The sequence below is a fragment of the Aquitalea sp. ASV15 genome, assembly GCF_016429115.1.
GTDB classification, from domain to species: Bacteria; Pseudomonadota; Gammaproteobacteria; order Burkholderiales; family Chromobacteriaceae; genus Aquitalea; species Aquitalea magnusonii.
In genome coordinates this window covers 67434-92298 of sequence record NZ_JAELTZ010000016.1, presented here as the reverse complement: position 1 = coordinate 92298, position 24865 = coordinate 67434, and the positions used below count along the sequence as shown (strand labels likewise).

24 protein-coding genes and 1 pseudogene are annotated in these 24865 nt (G+C 62.3%); 20 read left to right on the top strand and 5 right to left on the bottom strand.

Annotated elements, in window-relative coordinates:
- Window positions 1-858: pseudogene (locus JHD64_RS09495) on the bottom strand (hypothetical protein); the annotation flags it as partial.
- 129 nt (window positions 859-987) lie between these two features.
- On the opposite strand from JHD64_RS09495, the gene mutY reads away from it, so the two are divergent.
- From mutY to rpsI, 9 genes are all read left to right on the top strand, one after another.
- Entirely contained in the window at window positions 988-2028 is a 1041-nt protein-coding gene (gene mutY / locus JHD64_RS09490; protein ID WP_370540946.1) for an A/G-specific adenine glycosylase, read from the top strand.
- Window positions 2029-2082: 54 nt separating this feature from the next.
- Window positions 2083-4287 (top strand): bifunctional (p)ppGpp synthetase/guanosine-3',5'-bis(diphosphate) 3'-pyrophosphohydrolase, encoded by a 2205-nt coding sequence (locus tag JHD64_RS09485; RefSeq protein WP_059284594.1) that lies wholly within the window; start codon window positions 2083-2085, stop codon window positions 4285-4287.
- 9 nt (window positions 4288-4296) lie between these two features.
- Entirely contained in the window at window positions 4297-4719 is a 423-nt protein-coding gene (locus JHD64_RS09480; protein WP_199053078.1) for an NUDIX hydrolase, read from the top strand.
- Window positions 4720-4896: 177 nt separating this feature from the next.
- The gene (gene deoC / locus JHD64_RS09475; protein WP_199053077.1) at window positions 4897-5664 is read left to right on the top strand and encodes a deoxyribose-phosphate aldolase; all 768 of its coding nucleotides are present in this window, start codon (window positions 4897-4899) and stop codon (window positions 5662-5664) included.
- Between the two features lie 97 nt (window positions 5665-5761).
- Window positions 5762-7087, top strand: coding sequence for a thymidine phosphorylase (gene deoA, locus JHD64_RS09470; protein WP_110313119.1), 1326 nt, complete (start codon window positions 5762-5764; stop codon window positions 7085-7087).
- A gap of 17 nt (window positions 7088-7104) precedes the next feature.
- Window positions 7105-8319 (top strand): phosphopentomutase, encoded by a 1215-nt coding sequence (locus JHD64_RS09465; protein WP_199053076.1) that lies wholly within the window; start codon window positions 7105-7107, stop codon window positions 8317-8319.
- Window positions 8320-8342: 23 nt separating this feature from the next.
- Window positions 8343-9053 (top strand): purine-nucleoside phosphorylase, encoded by a 711-nt coding sequence (deoD, locus tag JHD64_RS09460; RefSeq protein WP_059284598.1) that lies wholly within the window; start codon window positions 8343-8345, stop codon window positions 9051-9053.
- A 543-nt stretch (window positions 9054-9596) separates the two neighbouring features.
- On the top strand, window positions 9597-10031 hold the full coding sequence (gene rplM, locus JHD64_RS09455) for a 50S ribosomal protein L13 (protein ID WP_059284599.1): 435 nt from the start codon (window positions 9597-9599) through the stop codon (window positions 10029-10031).
- Between the two features lie 10 nt (window positions 10032-10041).
- Complete coding sequence (gene rpsI / locus JHD64_RS09450) at window positions 10042-10434, top strand: 30S ribosomal protein S9 (RefSeq protein WP_045846620.1); 393 nt, start codon at window positions 10042-10044, stop codon at window positions 10432-10434.
- Between the two features lie 18 nt (window positions 10435-10452).
- Here the strand turns inward: rpsI and JHD64_RS22220 are convergent, their stop codons facing one another.
- Window positions 10453-10587: a hypothetical protein gene (locus JHD64_RS22220; protein ID WP_255524341.1), complete on the bottom strand. Its 135-nt coding sequence runs from the start codon at window positions 10585-10587 to the stop codon at window positions 10453-10455.
- Window positions 10588-10829: 242 nt separating this feature from the next.
- Here JHD64_RS22220 and JHD64_RS09445 point away from each other — a divergent pair, with 242 nt between their 5' ends.
- From JHD64_RS09445 to JHD64_RS09415, 7 genes are all read left to right on the top strand, one after another.
- The gene (locus tag JHD64_RS09445; protein WP_199053075.1) at window positions 10830-12710 is read left to right on the top strand and encodes a methyl-accepting chemotaxis protein; all 1881 of its coding nucleotides are present in this window, start codon (window positions 10830-10832) and stop codon (window positions 12708-12710) included.
- Window positions 12711-12811: 101 nt separating this feature from the next.
- Window positions 12812-13855 carry an N-acetyl-gamma-glutamyl-phosphate reductase gene (gene argC, locus JHD64_RS09440; protein ID WP_059284602.1) on the top strand — a complete coding sequence of 348 codons (1044 nt, stop codon included), beginning with the start codon at window positions 12812-12814 and terminating at the stop codon, window positions 13853-13855.
- Between the two features lie 96 nt (window positions 13856-13951).
- A complete protein-coding gene (gene erpA / locus JHD64_RS09435) occupies window positions 13952-14302 on the top strand; it encodes an iron-sulfur cluster insertion protein ErpA (RefSeq protein ID WP_059284603.1) in 351 nt (116 codons plus the stop codon).
- Window positions 14303-14379: 77 nt separating this feature from the next.
- Entirely contained in the window at window positions 14380-15243 is an 864-nt protein-coding gene (locus JHD64_RS09430) for a CheR family methyltransferase (protein ID WP_199053074.1), read from the top strand.
- Window positions 15244-15354: 111 nt separating this feature from the next.
- Window positions 15355-16611: a D-amino acid dehydrogenase gene (locus JHD64_RS09425; RefSeq protein WP_199053073.1), complete on the top strand. Its 1257-nt coding sequence runs from the start codon at window positions 15355-15357 to the stop codon at window positions 16609-16611.
- A 69-nt stretch (window positions 16612-16680) separates the two neighbouring features.
- Window positions 16681-17880 carry a formate-dependent phosphoribosylglycinamide formyltransferase gene (gene purT, locus JHD64_RS09420; protein WP_059284605.1) on the top strand — a complete coding sequence of 400 codons (1200 nt, stop codon included), beginning with the start codon at window positions 16681-16683 and terminating at the stop codon, window positions 17878-17880.
- 2 nt (window positions 17881-17882) lie between these two features.
- A complete protein-coding gene (locus tag JHD64_RS09415) occupies window positions 17883-18269 on the top strand; it encodes a group II truncated hemoglobin (protein WP_059284606.1) in 387 nt (128 codons plus the stop codon).
- Between the two features lie 66 nt (window positions 18270-18335).
- On the opposite strand, the gene JHD64_RS09410 is transcribed toward JHD64_RS09415, so the two are convergent.
- Both JHD64_RS09410 and JHD64_RS09405 read right to left on the bottom strand, forming a co-directional pair.
- Window positions 18336-18764 (bottom strand): PaaI family thioesterase, encoded by a 429-nt coding sequence (locus JHD64_RS09410; RefSeq protein WP_059284607.1) that lies wholly within the window; start codon window positions 18762-18764, stop codon window positions 18336-18338.
- Window positions 18765-18875: 111 nt separating this feature from the next.
- Complete coding sequence (locus JHD64_RS09405) at window positions 18876-19235, bottom strand: dihydroneopterin aldolase (RefSeq protein ID WP_045846611.1); 360 nt, start codon at window positions 19233-19235, stop codon at window positions 18876-18878.
- Between the two features lie 72 nt (window positions 19236-19307).
- Here JHD64_RS09405 and plsY point away from each other — a divergent pair, with 72 nt between their 5' ends.
- A complete protein-coding gene (plsY, locus tag JHD64_RS09400; RefSeq protein WP_059284608.1) occupies window positions 19308-19940 on the top strand; it encodes a glycerol-3-phosphate 1-O-acyltransferase PlsY in 633 nt (210 codons plus the stop codon).
- 69 nt (window positions 19941-20009) lie between these two features.
- On the opposite strand, the gene JHD64_RS09395 is transcribed toward plsY, so the two are convergent.
- Complete coding sequence (locus JHD64_RS09395; protein WP_110313117.1) at window positions 20010-20969, bottom strand: histone deacetylase family protein; 960 nt, start codon at window positions 20967-20969, stop codon at window positions 20010-20012.
- A gap of 95 nt (window positions 20970-21064) precedes the next feature.
- Here JHD64_RS09395 and JHD64_RS09390 point away from each other — a divergent pair, with 95 nt between their 5' ends.
- From JHD64_RS09390 to JHD64_RS09380, 3 genes are read left to right on the top strand one after another with little or no spacing between them, the layout of a single operon-like run.
- On the top strand, window positions 21065-21964 hold the full coding sequence (locus JHD64_RS09390; RefSeq protein ID WP_059284609.1) for a MoxR family ATPase: 900 nt from the start codon (window positions 21065-21067) through the stop codon (window positions 21962-21964).
- Window positions 21948-22898 (top strand): DUF58 domain-containing protein, encoded by a 951-nt coding sequence (locus JHD64_RS09385; RefSeq protein ID WP_199053072.1) that lies wholly within the window; start codon window positions 21948-21950, stop codon window positions 22896-22898. Before JHD64_RS09390 ends, JHD64_RS09385 begins: the two co-directional genes overlap by 17 nt.
- Complete coding sequence (locus tag JHD64_RS09380; RefSeq protein WP_199053071.1) at window positions 22895-24835, top strand: DUF3488 and transglutaminase-like domain-containing protein; 1941 nt, start codon at window positions 22895-22897, stop codon at window positions 24833-24835. The genes JHD64_RS09385 and JHD64_RS09380 overlap by 4 nt, the downstream gene beginning before the upstream one ends.
- Window positions 24836-24865 lie beyond the last annotated feature (30 nt).

Here is a 24865-nt window from a genome sequence, read left to right as displayed (position 1 = left end):
CGGGCCACGGTCGCGCTGATAGCTGCGTTCGCCTTCCGGGCGGCGCGATTCATGCAGATCGCCACGGCTGTCGGCCGGGTGCAGGCTGCGCGGTGCCGAGGCATCGCGTTCGCGCGGCGGGTAGGGCTTGCGCTCGCGGTCGTCGCGGTTGAACGGTTTGCGTTCGCCATCACGCTGCTCGAAACGGCGCGGCTCGCCGTCGCGCTGCGGGTAGGGCTTGCGCTCACGGTCGTCACGGTTGAACGGCTTGCGTTCGCCATCACGCTGCTCGAAACGGCGCGGCTCGCCGTCACGCGGCGGGTAAGGCTTGCGCTCGCGGTCGTCACGGTTGAACGGCTTGCGTTCGCCATCACGCTGCTCGAAGCGGCGTGGCTCGCCGTCACGCGGCGGGTAGGGCTTACGCTCGCGGTCGTCACGGTTGAACGGCTTGCGTTCGCCATCACGCGGCTCGAAGCGGCGCGGCTCGCCGTCGCGTGGCGGGTAGGGCTTGCGCTCACGGTCGTCGCGGTTGAACGGCTTGCGTTCGCCGTCACGCGGCTCGAAGCGGCGTGGCTCACCATCGCGCGGCGGGTAGGGCTTGCGCTCACGGTCGTCGCGGTTGAACGGCTTGCGCTCACCATCGCGTTGCTGGAACTGGCGTTCGCCCTGGCGTGGCGGCTGGCCGGCGGCTGGCCGGCGCGCCGAGTAAGGATCGCGCGGGCCGCTGGCTGATGGCGCCTTTTTCTGGATGATGGGCCCCTTGGCCGCGCCTTCGGCTGATGCTGCGGCGTTGCCGGCGGCAGGCTGAGCGGGGGAGGTGTCGCTGCTGCTGACATCGCGGCGCAGATTGGCGCGCTGGCGTGAACGGAAAGTGGCCATGGGTACATCCTTCAGATAAGCAAGCTTTAAGCAATCTTCCATTTTACCTTATTTGCAGGCGCACTGCTTGGTGCTGCTCCGCCTTTGCGGTAGCATGTCCGGTTCCCTTTTGCATAAACGCGGGCTCGCATGTTGCAGGATTCATTTGCCACCCGCCTGGTGGCCTGGCAGAAACAGCATGGCCGGCACGATCTGCCCTGGCAGGTGCGCGACCCCTATCGGGTATGGCTGTCCGAGATCATGCTGCAGCAAACGCAGGTGACTGCGGTGCTGGAGTACTACGCCCGCTTTCTGCAGCGGTTTCCCGATGTGGCTGCGCTGGCGGCGGCCTCGGTGGACGAGGTGCTGGCCTTGTGGAGCGGGCTGGGCTATTACAGCCGGGCACGTAATTTGCATAAGGCAGCGCTGATGGTGATGGAGGAGTTTGGCGGGCAGTTTCCTGCCCAGCGCGAGGCCCTGCAGCGCCTGCCGGGCGTCGGGCGCTCCACCGCCGCGGCCATTGCCTCCTTCGCTTTCGCCCAGCGTGAAACCATTCTGGACGGCAATGTCAAAAGAGTGCTCACGCGCTGCTTCGGCATTGCCGGTTTTCCCGGTGAAAAAGCGGTTGAAAAGCAATTGTGGGCGCTGGCTGAAGCGCTGCTGCCTGCCGATGGCAGCCAGATGACCGCCTATACCCAGGGCCTGATGGACCTGGGCGCCACCGTATGCGGCCGCAAGCCGGCCTGTACCGTGTGTCCGATGGTGGATGGCTGCGTGGCGGCGCAGCAGGGGCGCACCCATGAACTGCCCACACCGCGCCCGAAAAAGGCGCAGCCTACCCGCCACACCGTCATGTTGCTGGCGCAGCATGGTGAGCGGATCTGGCTGGAGCGGCGTCCGCCCTCCGGTATCTGGGGCGGTCTGCTGTCCTTGCCGGAATTTGCCGACAGCATGGCGCTGGAGCGCTGGCTGGAGTGCATGGGCCAGGGTGATGTGCTGCCCTCCTGGCCCGAGCTGGAACATGTGTTTACCCATTATCGCTTGATCATTACCCCGGTGCCGGCGCGGCTGGATACGCTGGCCGCCACCGGAGTGCAGGAATCCGCCGGACAGTGGATACCCTTGCAGCAGGCGCTGGAGGCGGGTTTGCCCGCTCCGGTGAAGCGGCTGTTGCAACGTCTGCTGGCCTGACCGACGGAAGTTGGCATCCATTTTTTGTGCAGCGCTGCTGCCCAGGTGTGAAATATGGTTTCCGTAGTACGTTCGATGGCCGATACCCTGGCCGATGCTGCCGACCCGAAACGGTGGCTGGAACAGATGTCTGCCGCCCTGCCCGAGGCGGAAGCCAGCTTGCTGGCCCGCGCCTTTGATGCCGCGCGCGAGCTGTATCGCGGTAAGGGCCTGGTCAGTACCGGTGAGGACCTGTTCAGCCATGCGGTTTCCGCCGCCGCCATCGTGGCCGACCTTAACCTCCTTACCGACGCCATTGTCGCCACCCTGTTGTTTGCCGTGCCGGACCACAAGCCCGACTGGCAAGGCTGGATGACCGAGAACTTCGGCCAGACCGTCACCGTGCTGGTGGACGGCGTGGGCGGCGTGCGCCGCATTACCGAGCTGGCGCGTATCGACAAGCTGGAAACTCCGGAAGAACGTGCCCGCCAGGCGGAAACCATGCGCAAGATGCTGCTGGCCATGGTGGCGGATATCCGCGTGGTGCTGATCAAGCTGGCCTGGCGCACCCAGACCATGCATTACCTGCCCCATGTGCATGACGAAGCGGTGCGGCGCGCCATCGCCACCGAAACGCTGGACCTGTTTGCCCCGCTGGCCAACCGCCTGGGCGTGTGGCAGATCAAGTGGGAGCTGGAAGACCTGGGCTTCCGCCACACCGAACCGGATAGCTACAAGAAAATTGCCAGGCTGCTGGACGAGCGCCGGCTGGAGCGCATCGACTACATCGACCGGGTGCTGGATACCTTGCGCTCCGAGCTCAAGGCCGCCGGGGTCAAGGCCGAAGTGGCCGGGCGGCCCAAGCACATCTTCTCCATCTGGAAAAAGATGAAGAAGAAAAAGCTCGACTTTACCGAGTTGTATGACATCCGCGCCGTGCGCATCCTGGTGGAAAAACTGCCCGATTGCTACACCGCGCTGGGCATCATCCACGGTATGTGGCAGCCGATTCCCGGCGAGTTTGACGACTACATTTCCCATCCCAAGGCCAATAATTACCGCAGCTTGCACACCGCGGTGATCGGCCCGGAGGACAAGGCGCTGGAGGTGCAGATCCGCACCTTTGAAATGCACGAGCATGCCGAATTCGGCGTGGCCGCCCACTGGCGCTACAAGGAAGGCGGCAAGGGCGATGCGCAGTACGAGGAAAAAATCTCCTGGCTGCGTCAACTGCTGGACTGGCGCGAGGAAATGTCCGACCGTGAAGGGCTGGCCGAAGCCTTCAAGACCGAGCTGTTCTCCGACACCATCTATGTGCTGACCCCGCAAGGCCGGGTGCTGGCGCTGCCGCATGGCGCCACCCCCATCGACTTTGCCTATGCCATCCACACCGGCCTGGGCAACCGTTGCCGGGGTGCCAAGGTGGAAGGGCAGATTGTGCCCTTGTCCACGCCGCTGCAAAATGGCCAGCGGGTGGAAATCCTCACGGCAAAGGAAGGCGGGCCATCGGTCAACTGGCTGCACGATGGCTGGGTCAAAAGCCATCGCGCCATTTCCAAGATCCGCCAGTACATCCGCATGCAGAATGCGGACACGGTGCGCGAAACCGGCAAGCAGCTGTTCGAGCGCGAACTGGCCCGTCACCCGCATCAGCAACCCAATCTCACCCTGCTGGCGGAAAAGCTGGGTTATGCCAAGCTGGACGAAGTGTATGGCGCCATGGGGCATGGTGAACTGAGCACCCGCTCTGTCGCCAATGCCATTGCCAGTTTTGCCCCGCCGCCACCGGCGGATGTCGAACCGGAAAGCATCATCCGCGCCAGCAAGGGCGGTCATGACGCTGGCGGCATCCTGATCGAGGGGGTGGACAACCTGATGACGGTACTGGCCAAGTGCTGCAAGCCGGCACCGCCGGATGCCGTGGTCGGTTTCGTTACCAAGGGCCGTGGCATCTCCATTCACCGCACCAATTGCCTCACGCTCAAGCGCCTGTCGGCCGATGTGCCGGAACGGCTGATTGCCGCCGGCTGGGGCGACCAGAAAAGCAGCGTGTTCCCGATTGATATCGAGGTGGTATCGCTGGACCGTGGTGGTCTGCTGCGTGATATTTCCGACGTGCTGTCGCGCGAAAAGCTCAACCTGATTGCCGTGCATACGTTGTCGCGCGATATGCGCGCCAAGATGCGCTTCACCGTGGAAGTGCGCCAGGTGCAGGACATCAGCCGTGTGCTGGCGCGCATGATGGAACTGCCGGGCGTCACCGACGCGCGGCGGGTGTAAGGACCGGCCATGCGTGAGTCGTTTTGCGGAGCCAAGGCGGCGCTGTTTTATCAGGACAGCCTGCTGGTGTATCTGCGTGACGACAAGCCCGGCCTGCCCTTTGCCGCCTGCTGGGATTTTCCCGGCGGCGGGCGGGAAGGGCAGGAAAGCCCGTTTGCCTGTCTGCAGCGTGAAACACAGGAAGAATTCGGCATCCTGCTGCAGCCTGCACAAATCATCTGGCAACGCAGCTATCCCAGCTGGCAGCAGCCCGGTGCGCTCAGTTTCTTCATGGCAGGCCGGCTCGACGCGGCGCAGGCCGCAGCCATCCGTCTGGGTGACGAAGGCCAGTGCTGGCGCTGGATGCCGCCTGCCGAATACCTGGCCCTGGGTGCCGCCGTCCCCTATCTGCAGCAACGCTTGCAACACTATCTGCAACACATGGCCGGCTAGGCTGCACGGCGGCCACTCCAGACTGCGTTGGGCCTTGAGACCATTGTCCTGTTCGTCCGCTTACTGCTATTCCTGATTGCTTTCAGCTAAAGATATTTTCATAATCACTCCCTTGAATCTGCGGGCATGGCGACTGGCCATGGCCTGGCATGCAGATGACAACCCAGCAGGAATCCCATGTCAGAACTCATTACTGCCGCGCGCCGCGCCCTGTCCATGATGGACCTCACCTCTCTGAACGATGACGATACTGATGCGCGCATCGTTGCCCTGTGCCAGCAGGCCAGCAGCAGTGCCGGCACGGTGGCGGCAGTCTGTGTCTATCCCCGTTTTGTCGCGCTGGCACGTCGCACGCTGGATGAGCTGGGCCTGGCGCAGGTCAAGGTGGCCACCGTGACCAACTTCCCGGCCGGCGGCGCTGATGTCGCACAGGCCGTGGCCGAAACCACAGCCGCCATCGCTGCCGGTGCCGACGAGGTGGACGTGGTGTTCCCCTATCGCGCACTGCTGGCCGGCAATGCCGAAGTCGGCGCCGAGCTGGTGGCTGCCTGCAAGGATGCCTGTGGCGACAAGCTGCTCAAGGTCATCATCGAAAGTGGCGAGCTGAAAGAACCGGCACTGATCCGTCAGGCCAGCCTGATCGCCATCGAGGCCGGCGCCGACTTCATCAAGACCTCTACCGGCAAGGTGCCAGTCAATGCCACGCTGGATGCGGCGGGCATCATGCTGGCGGCCATTCGCGCCACCGCTGCCCAGTGTGGCTTCAAGGCCGCTGGCGGCGTGCGCACGGCGGCTGAAGCAGCCGAATACATCGACCTGGCCGAGCACCTGTTGGGCGAGCACTGGGTGACCGCCGAGCATTTCCGTTTTGGTGCCTCCAGCCTGCTGGCCAGCTTGCAGGCGGAAATCGCCGGCACGGCCACTACGCCCGCCAGCGGCTACTGAAACCCGCTGCAGGGCAGGCGCGGCAGCGCTTGCCATACCAGGGCCGAAGCCTGTCTTCGGCCATCATTTTTTGCGGCCGCTGCCGCAGGAGAAGCCTATGTTTTTGCCACAAGAAGTCATTCGCAAGAAACGCGATGGCCAGACGCTGTCGGCCGAGGACGTCCGCCAGTTCGTGGCCGGCATCACCGATGACAGCGTGGCCGACAGCCAGATCGCCGCTCTGGCCATGGCAGTGTATTTCCGCGGCATGGAGCTGGAAGAAAATGTCGCACTGGCCCTGGCCATGCGCGATTCCGGCCGCTGTCTGCACTGGGCCGACCTGCAGCTGCCCGGCCCGGTGCTGGACAAGCACTCCACCGGCGGGGTGGGCGATGTGGTGTCGCTGATGCTGGGACCGCTGATCGCCGCCTGTGGCGGCTTTGTGCCGATGATTTCCGGCCGTGGCCTGGGCCACACCGGCGGCACGCTGGACAAGCTGTCGGCCATTCCCGGCTACAACCCCTTTCCCACGCCCGAGCGTCTGCGCCAGGTGGTGCGGGAGGTGGGCGTGGCCATCATCGGCCAGACCAGCGACCTGGCCCCGGCCGACCGCCGCTTTTATGCCACGCGTGACATTACCGCCACCGTGGAATCCATCGCGCTGATCACCGCGTCCATCCTGTCCAAGAAACTGGCCGCCGGGCTGGATGTGCTGGTGATGGATGTCAAGGCTGGCAGCGGTGCCTTCATGCCCAGCATGGCAGACTCCATCGCGCTGGCCGAACGCATCGTCGAGGTGGGCAATGGCGCCGGCGTGCGCACCAGCGCGCTGATCACCGACATGAGCCAGCCGCTGGCCAGCACTGCCGGCAACAGCCTGGAAACCGCCGAGGCAGTACGTTATCTGAAAGGCGATGAGCGCAATCCGCGCCTGCATGCCATTACCATGGCCTTGTGCAGCGAAATGCTGCTGGCCGGCGGCCTGGCCGCCAGCGAGGACGATGCACGCCTGCAGCTGGAGCAGGCGCTGGACTCTGGCCGCGCTGCCGAGATCTTTGCCCGCATGGTGGCCGAGCTGGGCGGACCGGCAGACTTTGTCGAACACCCCGCCCGTTATCTGGCACCGGCACCGCTGGTACGCCCGGTCTATGCTGAGCGCAGCGGCTTTGTCGCCGCCATGGACACCCGCGCCCTGGGCATGGCGGTTTGCGCACTGGGCGGCGGCCGTCGCCTGGCCAGCGACCAGCTGGACTACCGGGTCGGCCTGACGCAGTTTGTCGAGCTGGGACAGTGGGTGGCCGCCGACCAGCCCCTGCTGTTGATTCATGCTGCCGATGAAGCAGGGGCTGACGAAGCCGCCCGCCGCATCCGCAGCGCCATCAGCCTGAGCGAGGCAGCACCAGCGGCCTTGCCGCTGGTCTATCAGACCATCCACCGCCGCTGAGCACAGGAGACTACATCATGCAACGCGCCATCATCCTGATACTGGATTCACTCGGCATCGGTGCCGCCGCCGATGCACCGCAATTCGGCGATGCCGGCAGCAACACCCTGGGCCATATTGCCATGGAAGCCGCCGCCGGCCGTGCCGACAAGGGCCGCAGCGGCCCGCTGCACCTGCCCAATCTGTCGAAAATGGGGCTGGCGCATGCCTGTCAGCTGTCCTCCGGCTACTTTCCGGCCGGCATGGACCAGGCCGCCCCGCTGGCTGCCTATGGCTATGCCCGCGAGCTGTCCAGCGGCAAGGACACCCCATCCGGGCACTGGGAAATCGCCGGGGTGCCGGTACTGTTCGACTGGGGCTATTTCCACGACAAGGACAACAGCTTTCCGCAGGCCCTGCTGGACGACATCGTGAGCAAGGCCGGCCTGCCGGGCTATCTGGGCAACTGCCACGCCTCCGGCACGGAAATCCTAGACCGGCTGGGCGAAGAACACATGCGTAGCGGCAAGCCCATTTTCTATACCTCGGCCGATTCGGTATTCCAGATTGCCTGCCACGAACAAAGCTTCGGGCTGGAGCGCCTGTATCAGCTGTGCCAGATCACCCGCGAGGCACTGGAACCCTACAATATCGGCCGCGTCATTGCGCGCCCCTTTATCGGCGAAGGCAAAGGCAGCTTCTCCCGCACCGGCAACCGCAAGGACCTGGCGCTGCCGCCGCCAGCTGCCACCGTATTGCAAAAGCTGGCCGAGGCTGGCGGGCAGGTGGTGTCCATCGGCAAGATCGCCGACATCTACGCCCATGTCGGCATCACCGAGCAGCACAAGGCCACCGGTTTCGACCAGATCTGGGATGCCACGCTGGCCGCCATGCGCAACACGCAGCAGCGTGCCATCATCATGGCCAACTTCGTCGATTTTGACTCCAGCTACGGCCATCGTCGCGATGTTGCCGGTTACGCGCTGGCACTGGAAACCTTCGACCGCCGCCTGCCCGAGGTCATGGCGGCCTTGCAGCCGGACGATATCCTGATCCTGTCGGCCGACCACGGCTGCGACCCCACCTGGCCCGGCTCGGATCACACCCGCGAGCATATTCCCGTGCTGTGCTACGGCCATGGCGTGCCGCCGGGCTCCATCGGCGGGCGCGACAGCTTTGCCGATATCGGCCAGAGCGTGGCTCAACATCTGGGCCTGCCGGCCATGGACTACGGCCGCTCCTTTCTGCACTGAACAATCCCACAAGGAAAACCACAATGGCTACACCGCATATCAACGCCCAGCCGGGTGATTTCGCCGAAACCGTGCTGATGCCGGGCGACCCGCTGCGCGCCAGGATGATTGCCGAAACTTTTCTGCAGGATGCCCGCGAGGTGACCAGCGTGCGCAATATGCTGGGCTACACCGGCAGTTACCAGGGCAAGCGGCTGTCCGTGATGGCGCACGGCATGGGCATTCCCTCCGCCAGCATCTACACCACCGAGCTGATCCAGCACTACGGGGTGAAAAACATCATCCGCATTGGCTCCTGCGGCGCGGTGACCGCCCGTACCCAGCTGCGCGAGCTGTATATCGCCATGGGCGCCAGTACCGACAGCAAGGTCAACCGCATGCGCTTCAACCAGCATGATTTTGCCGCCATCGCCGACTACGAACTGCTGCGCACTGCCATGGATGTGGCAGCGGAGCAGGGGCGCAAGGTCACCGTGGGCAATGTGTTTTCCGCCGATCTGTTCTACGGCGTGGAGCCCAATATGCTGGAGGTGCTGGAGAAAATGAATGTGCAGGTCATCGAGATGGAGCTGGCCGGCATTTACAGCGTGGCGGCCCAGTACGGTGCCCGCGCGCTGGGCATTCTCACGGTTTCCGACATCATCCCCACCGGCGAGGCCGCCAGTGCCGAAGAGCGGCAGACCACCTTCCGCGAGATGATGGAGCTGGCCCTGGCCACTGCTGTCCGGCTGTAAATCCGCCGGAATTGCTGCATATTGCAATGCAGCATCGGTGCGGGTTTTTCCGGCTGTTTTCCGCAAAACCAGCACCGAAAAGCAGGTTTTCCATTGTGCCTTACAAGTGTAAACCCCGTTTGCAGCGGTGCTTTTCCTTTGCATAACAACGTGTTGTGAAGGTGTTGCACACTGTGTCGCCAATTTTAGTGCGGTGCACAAAAAAGTCTTGCCAAACCGGGGTGCGGTGCAGATAATGAAACCTGCATCAGGACGTGGCATGCAATGTGTGCGTTTTGGTGTTGTCTCCTCCATCCTCCTTCTTTTAGGTGGAACTTGGCGCAATCAGAATGGATTGCGCCTTTTTTTTGCCTGATGCGCGCTGTCCAGCCCTGGATGGTGGAAAACCGCCCGTTTGCCTGTTTTTGCAACAACTGTGGCAAAAACGAGCGGTTTTTGCCCTGGTTTTGCTCCCGCCATTTTCTTTGTCGCACAATGGTTTGACAGTGCAAAGGCCACTGTACTAGAATCCGTAACTTTCAAGAATTACGATGGAAGAGTTCCATGAAGACCTTTTCTGCCAAGCCGCATGAGGTTAAGCGCGAGTGGTTCGTGGTCGACGCCGAAGACAAGGTGCTGGGTCGCCTCGCCGCCGAAATCGCTCACCGCCTGCGTGGCAAGCACAAGCCGGAATACACTCCGCACGTTGATACCGGTGACTACATTGTCGTAGTCAACGTTGACAAACTGCGTGTTACTGGTAACAAAGCGCTGGACAAGAAGTACTACCGTCACTCCGGTTACCCTGGTGGCATCTACGAACGCAACTTCACCGAACTGCAAAACCAGTTCCCGGAGCGCGTTCTGGAAAAAGCCGTCAAAGGCATGCTGCCGAAGGGTCCGCTGGGTTACGCCATGATCAAGAAGCTCAAGGTGTACGCTGGTACCGAACATCCGCACACTGCCCAGCAGCCCAAAGTGCTGGAATTTCGTTTTTAAGGCATAGAGAATGAACGGTAAATACTACTACGGCACCGGCCGTCGCAAGAGCTCCGTTGCTCGCGTGTTCATGCAAAAGGGTAGCGGTCAGATCATCGTTAACGGCAAGCCGGTTGACGAATACTTCTCCCGCGAAACCGGTCGCATGGTTATCCGCCAGCCGCTGGTTCTGACCGAAAACACCGAATCCTTCGACATCAAGGTTAATGTTGTCGGTGGTGGTGAAACCGGCCAGGCAGGTGCGATCCGTCACGGTATCACCCGCGCTCTGATCGACTTCGACGCAGTTCTGAAGCCGGCTCTGTCCGCTGCAGGCTACGTGACCCGCGATGCACGTGAAGTTGAACGTAAGAAGGTCGGCCTGCGTAAAGCTCGCCGTGCCAAGCAGTTCTCCAAGCGTTAATCGCAAGGTTTGCTGTTTTCAGAAAAGCCGCCTCCGGGCGGCTTTTTCCATTGTCACCGTCCCCATCTCCATCTCCATCTCCATCTCCATCTCCATCCCCATCCCGCTGCTGCGGCAATTTGCCATCGCTGTTGCTGTTTTCTGCAGCGTCATCGCTGTTTCCTGTCTGCTGTTGGCTGCCGGCTGTTCGCTGACATGACCATATTCACATTAATGTCTTTAAAGTGTCATTTAAATTAATTAGTTTACAAAGAAAATGCCGCAAGGTTTAACGGGTTTACCCTTGCCGTATCTCGGTGTAAGGTGGCCGCCTTTTCATGGCCTGGCACAGGGTGCCGGCCGGATCGGCAGGGGCTTGATGTCGTCTGCCAACAGTTGCTCAACGGGAAAACCAGATGTCTTTGAAACAACGCTTGCTGGCCTTTGTCGCCTGCTTGCTGGTGGTGGTGGTGGCGGTACTGTCGGTGCTGTCCTACCAGCGCATGCGCACGGAAATCATCGAAGGGGTAAGGCATGAGCTGGATGCGGCCATGCTGGGCAATCGCAATGCACTGGGCAACTGGCTGGCCCAGCGCAAGGATGCGGTGGAGGCCACGGCCAGTTTGCTGGTGAGCAGCGGCGACGTGCTGCCGCAGTTGCAGCAGGGCAAGGCGGCCGGCCGCTTTGATCAGCTGTTTGCCGGCTATGCCGACAAGCGCATGGTTTACCAGCTGGCTGACAAGCACGCACCGGAGGGCTATGACCCGACCGCCCGCCCCTGGTATAAGCAGGCCGCAGCCGCAGGTGCCAGCATTGTCACCGAGCCCTATCTGTTTGCTTCGACCAAGAAACTGGGGGTCACGGTGGCCTATCCCTTGCTGCGCAATCAGCAGCTGCAGGGAGTGGTGGGCGGGGATATCTCGCTGGAAGGCATCATCAGCCTGGTGCAGGGCATCAAGCTGCGCGGCGATGGTTATGCTTTTCTGGCCACCCGCAGTGGCAAGATTGTGGCGCATCCGGCAGCGGACAGCACGCTCAAGCCGGTGGCCGAAGTGATGCCAGGGCTGGATGCAGCCTTGCTGCAGCAGGCAACGGACAGCAGCCAGAGCCAGGAACTGGAGATCGCTGGTCGTGCGGTATTCCTGCAGCTGACACCGGTGCCCGGTTCGGACTGGGTGCTGGGCAGCGTGGTCGACAAGGCGGCCATCCTCGCGCCATTGCAGGGTTTGCTGATCACGTTGGTGGTGGCGGGCTTGCTGTGCAGCGTACTGGCCATCGTGCTGGCCCAGCTGGCACTGACCCGTCTGCTGCGTGGCCTGATGCGCTTGCGTGATGCCTTGCTGGAAATTTCCAGCGGTCAGGCTGACCTGACCCATCAGCTGCATGTGGAACAGCAGGATGAGATTGGCCAGACTGCCGAGGCGTTCAACCGCTTTGTCGCCAGTCTGCGCCGCATGTTCATCGATGTGCGCGAACACGCCTTGTCGCTCAATAGCGAACTGGACAGCCTGAAGCAGGTGACGCACACCGTGAGCCAGCAGTCGGAGCGACAGTCCGAGGTGTCCAGTGCTGCCGCCGCCACCATCGAACAGATTACCGTCAGCATCAATCACATTGCCGATAATGCCAGCATGGCCGAACAAGTGGCGAGCCAGACCGGGGCCACCTCGCAGCACTCGGCACAGGCGGTGGGCCGCCTGGCCGATGATATTGCCCATATTGCCCAGGAAGTGGGCCGTCTGGGTGGGGCATTGAATGCGCTGGGGGATCGCTCCGGCCAGATGAACACCATCATCGGGGTGATCCGTGATATCGCCGATCAGACCAATCTGCTGGCACTGAATGCCGCCATCGAGGCAGCACGTGCCGGCGAGGCTGGCCGCGGCTTCGCCGTGGTGGCGGATGAAGTACGCAAGCTGGCCGAGCGCACGGCCAAGGCCACGGTGGAAATCGGCCAGCTGATCGATGCTACCCATGGCGATATCCGTACCGCGCTGAACGACATGAGCGAGACGCAGCGCTCGGTGGCCAGCGGCGTCGAGGCCTCGCGCAGCGTGGCGCAGGACATGTCCGGCATTCAGGGGCAGATTGCCCAGGTGGTGGGGTCGATCCACGATATTGCCGACTCCACTCGCGAGCAGTCGGTGGCCACCACCGAAATGGCACGGGCGGCCGAGCAGGCCAACCGCGCCACCATGGAAACCGATCAGGCGGTACAGGGCGCCATGCAGACCGTAGCTGAATTACATCGCCTGTCGTCCGATCTGCAAGCCATGGTGGCGCAGTTCCGCCTGTGAGCCTGGCTGGCTGGCGCAGGGGCCAGAACGATGTTGCATCGCGCAAGGCTAGTCCTTAGACTGTCGCTTTTGCGACGTTTATTTATACAAGGAAGTACAGCATGATCAAGGTGGGCATCGTCGGCGGTACCGGTTATACCGGTGTCGAACTGTTGCGTCTTCTGGCCGGTCATCCCGGTGCCGAAGTCGTGGCCGTTACCTCGCGCAAGGAAGCGGGCATGAAAGTGGCCGAGATGTTCCCCAGCCTGCGTGGCCGCGTGGATGTGGCCTTTTCCACCCCGGATGACACCCCGCTCGATCAGTGCGATGTGGTGTTTTTTGCCACCCCGCACGGCGTGGCCATGGCCCAGGCACGCGAACTGCTGGCTGCCGGCGTCAAGGTGATCGACCTGGCGGCAGACTTCCGCTTGAAAGATCCGGCGGTATTCCAGCAATGGTATGCCATGGAACACAGCTGCACCGACCTGCTGGCCGAGGCGGTGTATGGCCTGCCGGAAGTGAACCGCGATGCCATCCGCCAGGCGCGCCTGGTGGGCATGGCCGGCTGCTATCCCACTTCGGTCCAGCTGGGCCTGCTGCCGTTGCTGGAAGGCGGCAAGCAGCTGATCGATACCCAGACCCTGATTGCCGACTGCAAGTCCGGCGTGTCCGGTGCCGGGCGCAAGGCCGAAGTTGGCGCGCTGCTGGCCGAAGCCGGGGATAACTTCAAGGCCTATGCCGTGAAGGGCCACCGTCATTCGCCGGAGATCGAGCAAGGCTTGTCCGCCATTCATGGCGGGCCGGTCAAGCTGACCTTCGTGCCGCACCTGACGCCGATGATTCGCGGCATCCACTCCACCATTTACGCCCGTATCAAGCCGGAGGCGCTGGATACCGACTTCCAGGCGCTGTTCGAGCAACGCTATGCCGGAGAGCATTTTGTCGATGTGCTGCCGGCCGGCAGCCACCCGGAAACCCGCAGCGTGCGTGGCTCCAACACCGCACGCATCGCCGTGCATCGTCCGGGCAATGGCGATCTGCTGATCATCCTGGTGGTGGAAGACAATCTGGTGAAAGGCGCGTCCGGTCAGGCGGTGCAGACCATGAACCTGATGTTCGGCCAGCCGGAAAATGCCGGTCTGGACATCGTGCCGTTGCTGCCTTGACGCACTCGGCGATTGAATGTTGGCCATTCGCCCCGATATCCGACTAAAATAGTAGGTGAATGGCCGCAGGGCCGAAATCGATTTGCGAGGTGAACCATGTCTGCTACTACCGAAATGCCGTCCCCGATCAACTTTACCGACAGCGCTTGCAACAAGGTGCTGGACCTGATCGCGGAAGAGGGCAATCCTGATCTGAAACTGCGCGTATTCGTGACCGGTGGTGGCTGCTCCGGTTTTCAATACGGTTTTACATTTGACGAAATCGCCAATGAGGACGATACCGCTATAGAGAGAGACGGTGTCACTTTCCTGGTTGACCCGATGAGCTACCAGTACCTGGTGGGCGCGGAAATCGATTATCAGGAAAGCCTGGAAGGCTCCCAGTTTGTCATTCGCAATCCGAACGCCACCACCACTTGTGGTTGCGGTTCCTCCTTCTCGGTGTAAACCGGGGCGAATGCAAACAGGAGTAGAATGAAAACCCGGACTCTGTTCCGGGTTTTTTTGTATCGGGGAAAATCAAGATGAATAAATTGCCGCCGCTGGTATTGCCCAAGGTGGAATTCAATCGCGAGTTCAGTTTCAGCGATGCCGATTTCGAACGCATCCGCAAACTGATCTACAAGGAAGCCGGCATTTCGCTCAATCCGTCGAAGAAAGACATGGTGTACGGGCGGCTGGTGCGGCGCATTCGCGAGCTGAAACTGGCCAGCTTTGCTGCCTATGTGGATTTTCTGGAGTCGGTGTCGGGCAAGCGCGAGTTCGAGCAGTTCGTCAACGCCCTCACCACCAATCTGACCTTCTTCTTTCGCGAAGAACATCATTTCCCCATCCTGGCCGAGCATCTGAAACAGCGGGCCGCGGCCGGAGCCAGCGAGCTGTCCATCTGGTGCGCTGCTTCGTCCACCGGAGAAGAGCCGTATTCGCTGGCCATCACCGCGCTGGAAGCCTTCCCGCTGGCCAGCAAGCCCAGCATCAGCATCGTGGCGACCGATCTGGACACCAGCGTGCTGGAAACCGGGCGCAAGGGCATTTATTCCGACGACAAGATCGCCCGCCTGCCGCCCGGCCATGCGCAGAAGTATTTCGACAAGCTGCCGGATGGCAACTATCAGGCCAAGGCGGTGCTGCGTAACATGATTAGCTTCCAGCGGCTGAACCTGATCGAAAACAACTGGGCGTTGCGCAAGCAGTTTGACGCCATTTTCTGCCGCAATGTGATGATCTATTTTGATCGTGACACCCAGTTTGGCGTGCTGAAGAAATTTGCCCCGCTGCTGAAGCCGGACGGCCTGCTGTTTGTCGGCCATTCGGAAAATTTCTATTTTGCCGCCGACTATTTTCATCTCAAGGGCAAAACCGTTTACCAGCACGCGGCGAAAAAGTAGCCGCCAGCCCATTGAGGGGGCTTGCCTTGCGGCGTTACTATCCAGCTTCTGTATCGAGTTAGCCAAACGGGCAGGCGCGTCTTGCCCGTTGTCACGTCTGCTGGAGTCGACATGAAGGTAGCAGTGCTGGGGTCTGGTGTGGTGGGGGTGTCCACCGCCTGGTTTCTGGCCCGGGCAGGGCATGAAGTGGTAGTGCTGGACCGTGCCAGCGGACCGGCGCGCGAAACCAGCTTTGCCAATGGCGGACAGATTTCGGTCAGCCAGTCCGAGCCGTGGGCCAATCCGTCGGCCCCCTGGCAAATCCTGCAGTGGCTGTTGCGCGACGATGCCCCGCTGTTGTTCCGCCTGCGGCTGGACCCGGCGCAATGGCGCTGGTGCTGGCAGTTCCTGCTGGAATGCCGAGGCCGCCGGGCCGAAGCCAATATGCGGCAGATGCTGGCGCTGGGGCGCTATAGCCGCGATACCCTGCAGCAGCTGCGCGCCGAGCTGGGGCTGGACTACCAGCAGCAGACCCGTGGCATCGTGTCGCTGTTTCATACCCAGCGCCAGCTGGACGAGGCCGCCCATGTGGCCGCGCAAATGCGCGAGCTGGGCATGGACAAACACATCATCAGCCGCGAAGAGCTGGCGCGCATCGAGCCGGCACTGGCCGGCATCGCCCCCACGCTGGCCGGGGCCAGTTATTGCCCGTCGGACGAATCCGGCGATGTACATCTGTATACCTGCGCCATGGCCGAACATGCGGCGCGCGCCGGGGTGGAGTTTCGCTTCAATACCCGCATCAATGCGCTGGAAACTGACAATGGCCGTATCAGCGGCGTGTCGGTCAATCTGCCGGAGGGAAATTATCGCCGGGTGACGGCCGACGCTTACGTGCTGGCGCTGGGCAGCTATTCACCGCTACTGGCGGCCCCCCTTGGCATACGCCTGCCCATCTACCCGTGGAAGGGCTATTCCGCCACCCTCCCGCTGCGCGATCCGGCCAGCGCTCCTGTGGCCAGCATTACCGACGAAGCCTACAAGGTGGTGATTTCCCGTTTGGGCAAGCGCCTGCGCATAGCCGGGACGGCAGAGCTGGCGGGGTATTCCAGCAGCCTGAATGCGCTGCGCTGCCAGGCACTGCTCAAACGCGGTCAGGCACTGATGCCGGATGTCGCCGACTGGGATGCCGCCGAGTTCTGGAGCGGCCTGCGTCCGGCCACACCGGGCAATGTGCCGCTGATCGGGCGCAGCCGCTATGCCAATCTTTACCTCAATACCGGCCATGGCACGCTGGGCTGGACGGAAGGTGCCGGCAGTGGCAGGGCGCTGGCGGAAATCATCAGTGGCCGCACCCCGCCCATCGATTTTGCTTTTCAGGGGATGTGATCCGGCGCAGCGAGGGGCATGGTAGCAATGCTAAAATGCCGGCCTGGATCATCAACCTGGAGTCGGACCATGCGTATCGGAACCCCGCTCAGCGCCAGCGCGCTGCGTGTCATGCTGCTGGGCAGTGGCGAACTGGGCAAGGAAGTTGTCATCGCGCTGCAGCGCCTGGGTGTGGAAACCATCGCGGTGGACCGCTATGCGGATGCGCCGGCCATGCAGGTGGCACATAGCAGCCATGTCATCGATATGGCTGATGCCGCCGCGCTGCGCGCCCTGGTGGAGCAGCGACGCCCGCATCTGATCGTGCCGGAAATCGAAGCCATCGCCACCGAGGAGCTGCTGCGCATCGAGGCCGATGGTCTGGCCGAGGTGATTCCCACCGCCCGCGCCGCCAACCTGACCATGAACCGCGAAGGCATCCGCTGTCTGGCGGCAGACGAACTGGGCCTGCCCACCTCGCCGTTTGCCTTTGCCTCCTCGCTGGAGGAATTGCAGCAGGCCATCGACGCCGGTATCGGCTACCCCTGCCTGGTGAAGCCGGTGATGTCGTCCAGCGGCAAGGGCCAGTCGCTGCTGCGTGGCGCGGATGATGTGGCCAAGGCCTGGCAGTATGCCGTCAGTGCCGGTCGCGTGGACAAGGGCCGGGTGATTGTGGAAGGCTTTATCGATTTCGATTACGAAATCACCTTGCTGACGGTACGGGCCAGCGATGGTGCTGGAGGCATCGCCACCCACTTCTGCGAACCCATCGGCCATCTGCAAAGAAATGGCGACTACGTGGAAAGCTGGCAGCCGCAGCCGATGAACGAGCTGGCCTTGCTGCGTGCCCGTGAAATGGCCAAGGCGGTGACCGATGCCCTGGGCGGCCGTGGCCTGTTCGGGGTGGAGCTGTTCGTCAAGGGCGATCAGGTGTGGTTCTCCGAAGTCAGCCCGCGTCCGCACGATACCGGGCTGGTGACGCTGGCCACCCAGCGTTTCTCCGAGTTCGAACTGCATGCGCGCGCCATTCTGGGTTTGCCGGTGGATGCCAGCCTGCGTAGTGCCGGCGCCTCTGCGGTGATTTACGGCGGCATGGAAGAGCAGGGCATTGCCTTTGACGGCGTGGCCGAAGCATTGGCGGTGCCGGGTGCCGACCTGCGCCTGTTCGGCAAGCCGGAAAGCTTTGTCCGCCGCCGCATGGGGGTGGCCGTGGCCCAGGCTGACCATGTGGAAACCGCCCGCGAACGCGCCCGTCTGGCCGCGTCGCTGGTACAGCCGGTAAAGGGGTGAGCATGCAGGATATGACGCCCTATCAGCTGATGGGTGGTGAAGGCGTGGTGCGCTGGCTCACCAACCGCTTCTACGACATCATGGACAGCGACCCCTCGGTCAAGGTGCTGCGCGACATGCATCCGGCTGATCTGGCCGGTTCGCGCGAAAAGTTGTTCATGTTCCTGTCCGGCTGGCTGGGCGGACCGGGCTTGTATATGGAAAAGTTTGGCCATCCGCGCCTGCGCATGCGCCACATGCCGTTTGCCGTGGATGGGGAAATGCGCGACCAGTGGATGCAGTGCATGACCCAGGCGGTGAACGAACTGCTGGTGGAAGACTGGCTCAAGGCCAAGCTGCTGGAAGCCTTCTATAACACCGCGGATTTCATGCGTAATCAGGAAGAGTAAGCTTCGGTCTGCTTCGGTGTCACCGGACAACCCTCTGCATGGCGAAAGCGGGCAGAGGGTTTTTGTTTATCTGTTGTCCGGCAATGGCGGAATGGAGTAGGTGCCAGTGACATGGGCTACCGGCTCGTCGCTGCCGGCGGAGTACAACAGCACTTCGCCCACCGCCAGCCGTTTGCCCAGCTTGAGGATGCGCCCTTCGGCAATCACATCCTGCTGCGGTGGTTTGCGCAGGAAATTGATATTCAGGCTGGTGGTGACCGCCAGTTCTACCTTGCCTATCATGCCCAGCACCACGGCGTAGAGGGTGGCATCGGCCAGTGCCATCAGGGCCGGGCCGGCAATGGTGCCGCCGGGGCGGATCAGCTCGGGGTTGAAGTGCATGCGCAGACGGGCCGTGCCGTTGGCAATGTCTTCGGTCCGCATGCCGAACAGCTTGACCAGCGGCAGTTCGCTGTCGATCAAGGCCTGGAATTCTGCAACGCTGATCTGGCTCATGGGTGGCTCGGGTGATGGCAGAGCACCATAGTGCATGACCGTTACGTTAACGTCAATTTGCTGCCGTCATGCATGGTGCAGTGGTCGTATCGACCCGCGCTGGTGCAGAGGTCAGCGCGGGCGGTGGCCGCGTTCTATCAGTACGCCAACCCGGCGCACGCCAGGCAGGATGCCCAGCTTGGTGACAGAAACCTGTACCCAGGGCGCGCCAAAGTCTTCGCGAATCACCTTGGCAATGTACTCGGCCAGCGCTTCCAGCAGCAGGAAGTGTTGCTCGGACAGCGCCTTGCGCAGGCGTTCCACCACCACACCGTAGTGAATGGTGTCGCCGATATTATCGGTATGGCAGGGCACTTCACTGGGAATGCCGATTTCCAGGTCGATTTCGATGGTTTGCGGATTTTTCCGCTCCCACTCATAAACACCGATAATGGTGTCGGCGCGTACTTCGCGCAGGAAAATGATGTCCATTGCTATGCCGGGAGTTGGGCTTTGTCGCCCGATACCGTAAAATCCGAAGCCTTCTATTCTAATGGATACACCATGACCACGACAGCTTTTGCCTTCGTTGTTGCGGCCTACCTGCTGGGCTCCCTGTCCTTTGCCGTGATCGTGAGCAAGGCCATGGGCATGGCAGACCCGCGCAGCTATGGCTCCGGCAACCCCGGTGCCACCAATGTCCTGCGTTCCGGCAAGAAGACTGCCGCCGTCCTCACCCTGCTGGGTGACGGGGCCAAGGGCTGGGTGGCGGTGGCGCTGACCGCCTGGTTCGGGCCGCGTTACGGCCTGGGCGAACAGGCGATTGCCATGTCGGCACTGGCGGTGCTGATCGGCCACATGTGGCCGGTGTTTTTCGGTTTCAAGGGTGGCAAGGGCGTGGCCACCGCGGTAGGCGTGCTGTTTGGTTTCAATGTCTGGCTGGCCCTGGCGGCCATCGCCACCTGGCTGTTCATGGCTTTTGTGGTGAAGATTTCCTCGCTGTCGGCCATCGTCGCCTGCGTGATGGTGCCGGTGTATGCCTACTTCATCGTGCAGCCGTCCTCGCCCTATTTTGGCACCTGCATCATCATTGCCATCCTGGTGATCCATCGCCACAAGTCCAACCTGATCAAGCTGTTGACCGGGCAGGAAGGCAGGATTGGCGAGAAGGCCGGCAGCGGCGATAAACAGTCTTGAATCTGATCGGTATGAGTAATGCAAAAAGCCCGCGCAAGCGGGCTTTTTCTGGCTGAGGGTGCTGGCTGACTAGCCGTCCGACAGCACTTTCACATGGGCGGTGACGCTGCGCGCCAGCGAGGACAGATCATAGCCGCCCTCCAGCACCGACACGATGCGGCCATCGGCGTACTGGTCGGCAATCTGCATCAGGTGGCGGGTCACCCACTCGTAGTCGGCTTCCACCAGTCCCAGCGAGCCCATGTCATCCTCGCGGTGGGCATCAAAGCCGGCAGAAATAAAGATCATCTGCGGCTTGAAGTCGTGCAGGCTGGGCAGCCACACGTTTTCCACCACTTCGCGGAACTCGCGGCCAGTGCTGCCGGCCTTGAGCGGCACGTTCACCATGTTTGCCCCCACCGGGTTGTCGCCACAGTAGGGGTAGAAGGGGTGCTGGAAGATGGACACCATCATCACCCGCGGGTCGTCACGGAAGATGTCTTCGGTGCCATTGCCGTGGTGCACGTCGAAGTCGATCACCGCCACCCGCTCAAACTTGTAGGTGGACAGCGCATGGGCAATGCCGACCGCGATATTGTTGAAGAAGCAGAAGCCCATGGCCTTGTCGTGCTCGGCATGGTGGCCTGGCGGACGGATGGCGCAGAAGGCATTGGGGGCCTTGTCCTCGCACACCAGTTCCACCGCCTTGATCACCGCGCCGGCAGCGTGGCGCGCTGCCGACAGGGTGCCGGGTGCCATGGCGGTATCCGGGTCCATGCGGAAAGTACCGACGCTGGGTGAACAGGCTTCGATATATTCCACATAGCGTGGCGGGTGGACCCGGGCCAGCTGCTGCTCGGTCACCTCCGGTGCTTCGACTTCATGCAGGCTGTCGTAGATTTGCGCGGCCATCAGTTGGTCCCTGATGGCAATCAGCCGCTCCGGGCATTCCGGATGGCCTACCCCCATATTGTGCTGCAGGCAGACGGGATGGGTGATGTAGGCAGTGAGTCCATTTCTCTGTAGACGGTTTTTTAGCCAAGTGAACACGAGCGTTTCCTTGTTGCGTACGATTGTTTGCGTACAATGGACGCGAGTTTTATCTTTATGTCTTTTCGATAAATACTGCGCGCAACCGGGTCCAAATGCAATCACTCAGCCTTGCCTATCGTCAACTGAACACACTAATTCTGGGCAAGCCGCGCGCCATCCGGCTGGCGCTGGCCTGCCTGATCGCCCGTGGTCACCTGCTGATCGAAGACCTGCCTGGCGTGGGCAAAACCACGCTGGCGCATGGGCTGGCTGCCGTGCTGGGCCTGCATTACCAGCGTGTGCAGTTCACCAGTGACCTGCTGCCGGCCGACATTCTCGGCGTCAACATCTATCAGCGTGAAACCGCCAGTTTCCGCTTCCACCAGGGGCCGGTGTTCAGCCAGCTGTTGCTGGCGGATGAAATCAACCGTGCCTCGCCCAAGGTGCAATCCGCCTTGCTGGAGGCCATGGAAGAGCGCCAGGTGTCCATCGATGGTGAAAGCCATCCGCTGCCGACGCCGTTTTTTGTCATCGCCACGCAGAACCCTTCCGAGCAATTGGGCACTTTCCCCTTGCCGGAGTCGCAACTGGACCGTTTCCTGATGCGCATCTCGCTGGGTTATCCGCCGCCCGAGGCCGAGCGTGCCCTGTTGCTGGGACAGGACCGGCGTACCCTGCTGGCCGATATCGGTGCCACCCTGACGGCAGCAGACTTGCTGATGTTGCAGAACAAAGCCGCCGCGCTGACCGTCACCCCCGATCTGGCCGATTACGTGCTGGCGCTGTTGCAGGCGACCCGGCAGGAGCGCAGTTATCTGACCGGGCTCAGCCCGCGTGCCGGTCTGGCGCTATTGGCGGCAGCCCGCGCCTGGGCATTGCTGGAAGGGCGCGATCATGTCTTGCCGGAAGACGTGAAGGCAGTCTTTCCCCATGTCGCCGGCCATCGGCTGGGCTTGAGCGGTGATGCATTGGGCAGCCTGAACAAGCTGCTGGATCATGTTGCCATTCCGTAAGTCGCTGCAGCGCTGGCTGCTGGAGCGCCTGCCATTGCAGCGGGCTGGCCGGCTGGGGCAGAAGCGCATTTATCTGCTGCCCACCCGCTTTGGCCTGCTGCTGTTGCTGGTGGCGCTGGCAGTATGGGTGGGTGCGCTCAATTACGCGGTCAGCCTGGCCTATGCGCTGGCGTTCTGGATCATCGGCCTGATGCTGGTGGCCGTACTGATGGCTTACCGCCAGTTGTCCGGCCTGAGCTGGACGGTGCTGCCAGGCGAGGGGGTCTTTGTCGGACAGCATGCCGATTGCCGGATACGACTGGACAATGACTCTGCCCTGGCGCGCCGCCTGCAATTACGCGCCGGGCAGGAAGGCGAGCCCCTGTCCTGCCTGCTGGCTGCCGGCAGCAGCCAGTCGCTGGCGCTACCCTTGTTGCTGGCTCGCCGTGGTCGTCATGCTTACCCTGCCTTGCAGCTGTGGAGCACGGCACCGTTCGGCCTGATGCGCGCATTTGCCTGGCTGCGACCGGATGGCCATGTGCTGGCCTATCCTTTGCCGGTGCCCGATCGGGAACGCAATGATCTGCACAGCGAACAGGGCAGTGGCCGGCAGAGCGGAGATGATGAGGAGGATTTTTCCCATCTGGCCGAATACCGTCAGGGCGATACGCCGCGCCAGATTGCCTGGAGCGTACTGGCACGGCGTGATGTACTGGTGAGCAAGCGCTTTGCCAGCCAACCCAGAGGCCAGTCGATACGCCAGCTGGCCTGGCAGGATTACCCGGCCACCGTGGATGTGGAAAGCCGGCTGTCCCGCTTGTGCTGGCGGGTGCAGCAATGTGAAAAAGCCGGTCAGCATTACCGTCTGCACTTGCCTGGCGTGCTGATCGAGCCGCAGCCGCAGCAGCGTGAGCTGGCGCTGGCGGCCCTGGCGGAGTTCCAGCTTCCATCATGATCCGATCATTGTTGCGACAAGGTGAAATGGCAGTACTGCTGGCCGTGGCCCTGGTCATCCTGCCGCTATTACTGTTGTTGCCGCCGTGGCTGCCCATGCTGGTGCTGTGCATGCTGGCTTTGCGTGCTGTGCTGCTGCGCCGTCAGGCCGTCCTGCCCTCGCTCTACTTGCTGCTGCCCTTGCTGCTGCTGGCCATAGGCGGGCTATGGCTCAGCCTGAACACGCTGGTGGGCCGTGAAGGTGGGGCTGCCTTGCTGATCCTGTTGCTGGGCTTCAAGAGTTTCGAGTCACGTCAGCAGCGAGACTGGCAGGTATTGCTGGCTTTGGGCTTCTTCCTGGCGGCCATGCCCTTGTTGTTCGACCAGTCGCCGCTGGCCGCGGTGTGGCTGGCCATCAGCTTGCTGGCGCTGACCTGGGCCATGTTGATCCTCTCCGGCGAAATGGTGGAGGGCAGCCTGCGTAGCGCCATGCAGGCGCTGTCATTGTCACTGCCGCTGATGCTGGTGCTGTTCGTGGTGATGCCGCGCCTGCCCGGGCCGCTGTGGAGCATGCCGCATGACCAGCATGTTGCCGGCACCGGCCTGTCCGATAGCATGGAGCCGGGTAGCATCAGTCAACTGGTGCAGCAACAGGAGCCGGCATTCTCGGTGGTGTTTGCCGGGCGGGCTCCTGCGGTGAGCGAGATGTATTGGCGCATCATGATTTTTGATGATTTCGATGGGCGGCGCTGGCAGAACGTCCGTGGCCTGAGCAGCGAGACCGTGCGGTGGCAGGGCGGCCGGCTGGTGTCATACAGTCTGACGGGCAAGCCCAGCAAAGCGCGTCTGCCGTTGCTGGAATACACGGTGACCGCGCCGGCCGGCGGTGTGCTGGAGCCGGGTAATCTGTTCAAACTGGCGCGTGACGGTGACGAACTGTTCCGTTTTCAGGCGGAAAGCCTGCTCGCCGCCCATTACCGTACCGTGCTCAGCCGGGCCGATCAGGATTTCTACCGCCATTTGCCGCCTGGTAATCTGGCCAGCCGCCAGCTGGCCTTGCAGTGGCGTGCACAAGGCGGCGACGGTGCCGGCTTTATCCGTACCGCCTTGCAGTATTTCCGTCTGGGAGGTTTTGCCTACACCTTGCAGCCACCTTTGCTGAACAGCGAGGACGGCATTGATCAATTCATGTTCTCCAGCCGGCAGGGCTTTTGTGAGCACTATGCCTCGGCGCTGGCCTTCATGGCGCGAGCTGCCGGCATGCCGGCGCGCATCGTCACCGGCTATCAGGGCGGGCAGTTCAATCCGGTAGGGCAGTTCTGGCAGGTCAGATCATCCGATGCCCATGCCTGGGTGGAAATCTGGCTGGCCGAAAGCGGTGAATGGCTGCGGGTAGACCCGACGGCCGCCGTGGCACCCGACCGGGTGGCGCAGGGGGTCAGCCAGAGCATCCCCGCCATGCAGCCGCAGCTGCCCGTACTGGGGCGCAGCATGCCGGGCTGGTTATTGCGTGTGCAGCAAAACTGGCAGGCTGCCGGCTTTGCCTGGCAGCAATGGGTGGTGGGCTATGATGCCGGCAAGCAGCTTAATCTGTATCGCTGGCTGGGCCTGGGCGACCAGGTTGACAGTGGCACAGTACTGCGGGCGGTGCTGATCGGCGGCAGCCTGGCCTGCCTGCCCTTGTTGCTGTTGTGGCGCCGCCGGCCTTCGGTGCCACCCTTGCAGCAGGGGAGGCATCGGCTGGTGCAGGCTCTTGCAGCCATGGGCATCGTGGTGGTGGACAGTGATGGCCCGCTGGATATATTGAACAAGGCGCGTCGCCTGCCCGAGCCGGATTACCGTCAGCTCAAGGCCCTGCTGAAAGAGTATGCCGCCATGCGTTATCGGCAGCCTGCAGCGCCGCAACAGGTCAGGCAATGGTTGCGTCGGGTCAAAGCCTTTCGCCCCGGCCGTCAATGAAACAGCCCCGCCAGGGGCGGGGCTGAAACC

Excerpts from the sequence above, each read along its gene's own strand:
- mutY (WP_370540946.1), top strand. The coding sequence starts at position 988 with ATGTTGCAGGATTCATTTGCCACCCGCCTGGTGGCCTGGCAGAAACAG.
- JHD64_RS09485 (WP_059284594.1), top strand. The coding sequence starts at position 2,083 with ATGGTTTCCGTAGTACGTTCGATGGCCGATACCCTGGCCGATGCTGCC.
- JHD64_RS09480 (WP_199053078.1), top strand. The coding sequence starts at position 4,297 with ATGCGTGAGTCGTTTTGCGGAGCCAAGGCGGCGCTGTTTTATCAGGAC.
- deoC (WP_199053077.1), top strand. The coding sequence starts at position 4,897 with ATGTCAGAACTCATTACTGCCGCGCGCCGCGCCCTGTCCATGATGGAC.
- deoA (WP_110313119.1), top strand. The coding sequence starts at position 5,762 with ATGTTTTTGCCACAAGAAGTCATTCGCAAGAAACGCGATGGCCAGACG.
- JHD64_RS09465 (WP_199053076.1), top strand. The coding sequence starts at position 7,105 with ATGCAACGCGCCATCATCCTGATACTGGATTCACTCGGCATCGGTGCC.
- deoD (WP_059284598.1), top strand. The coding sequence starts at position 8,343 with ATGGCTACACCGCATATCAACGCCCAGCCGGGTGATTTCGCCGAAACC.
- rplM (WP_059284599.1), top strand. The coding sequence starts at position 9,597 with ATGAAGACCTTTTCTGCCAAGCCGCATGAGGTTAAGCGCGAGTGGTTC.
- rpsI (WP_045846620.1), top strand. The coding sequence starts at position 10,042 with ATGAACGGTAAATACTACTACGGCACCGGCCGTCGCAAGAGCTCCGTT.
- JHD64_RS22220 (WP_255524341.1), bottom strand. The coding sequence starts at position 10,587 with ATGACGCTGCAGAAAACAGCAACAGCGATGGCAAATTGCCGCAGCAGC.
- JHD64_RS09445 (WP_199053075.1), top strand. The coding sequence starts at position 10,830 with ATGTCTTTGAAACAACGCTTGCTGGCCTTTGTCGCCTGCTTGCTGGTG.
- argC (WP_059284602.1), top strand. The coding sequence starts at position 12,812 with ATGATCAAGGTGGGCATCGTCGGCGGTACCGGTTATACCGGTGTCGAA.
- erpA (WP_059284603.1), top strand. The coding sequence starts at position 13,952 with ATGTCTGCTACTACCGAAATGCCGTCCCCGATCAACTTTACCGACAGC.
- JHD64_RS09430 (WP_199053074.1), top strand. The coding sequence starts at position 14,380 with ATGAATAAATTGCCGCCGCTGGTATTGCCCAAGGTGGAATTCAATCGC.
- JHD64_RS09425 (WP_199053073.1), top strand. The coding sequence starts at position 15,355 with ATGAAGGTAGCAGTGCTGGGGTCTGGTGTGGTGGGGGTGTCCACCGCC.
- purT (WP_059284605.1), top strand. The coding sequence starts at position 16,681 with ATGCGTATCGGAACCCCGCTCAGCGCCAGCGCGCTGCGTGTCATGCTG.
- JHD64_RS09415 (WP_059284606.1), top strand. The coding sequence starts at position 17,883 with ATGCAGGATATGACGCCCTATCAGCTGATGGGTGGTGAAGGCGTGGTG.
- JHD64_RS09410 (WP_059284607.1), bottom strand. The coding sequence starts at position 18,764 with ATGAGCCAGATCAGCGTTGCAGAATTCCAGGCCTTGATCGACAGCGAA.
- JHD64_RS09405 (WP_045846611.1), bottom strand. The coding sequence starts at position 19,235 with ATGGACATCATTTTCCTGCGCGAAGTACGCGCCGACACCATTATCGGT.
- plsY (WP_059284608.1), top strand. The coding sequence starts at position 19,308 with ATGACCACGACAGCTTTTGCCTTCGTTGTTGCGGCCTACCTGCTGGGC.
- JHD64_RS09390 (WP_059284609.1), top strand. The coding sequence starts at position 21,065 with ATGCAATCACTCAGCCTTGCCTATCGTCAACTGAACACACTAATTCTG.
- JHD64_RS09385 (WP_199053072.1), top strand. The coding sequence starts at position 21,948 with ATGTTGCCATTCCGTAAGTCGCTGCAGCGCTGGCTGCTGGAGCGCCTG.
- JHD64_RS09380 (WP_199053071.1), top strand. The coding sequence starts at position 22,895 with ATGATCCGATCATTGTTGCGACAAGGTGAAATGGCAGTACTGCTGGCC.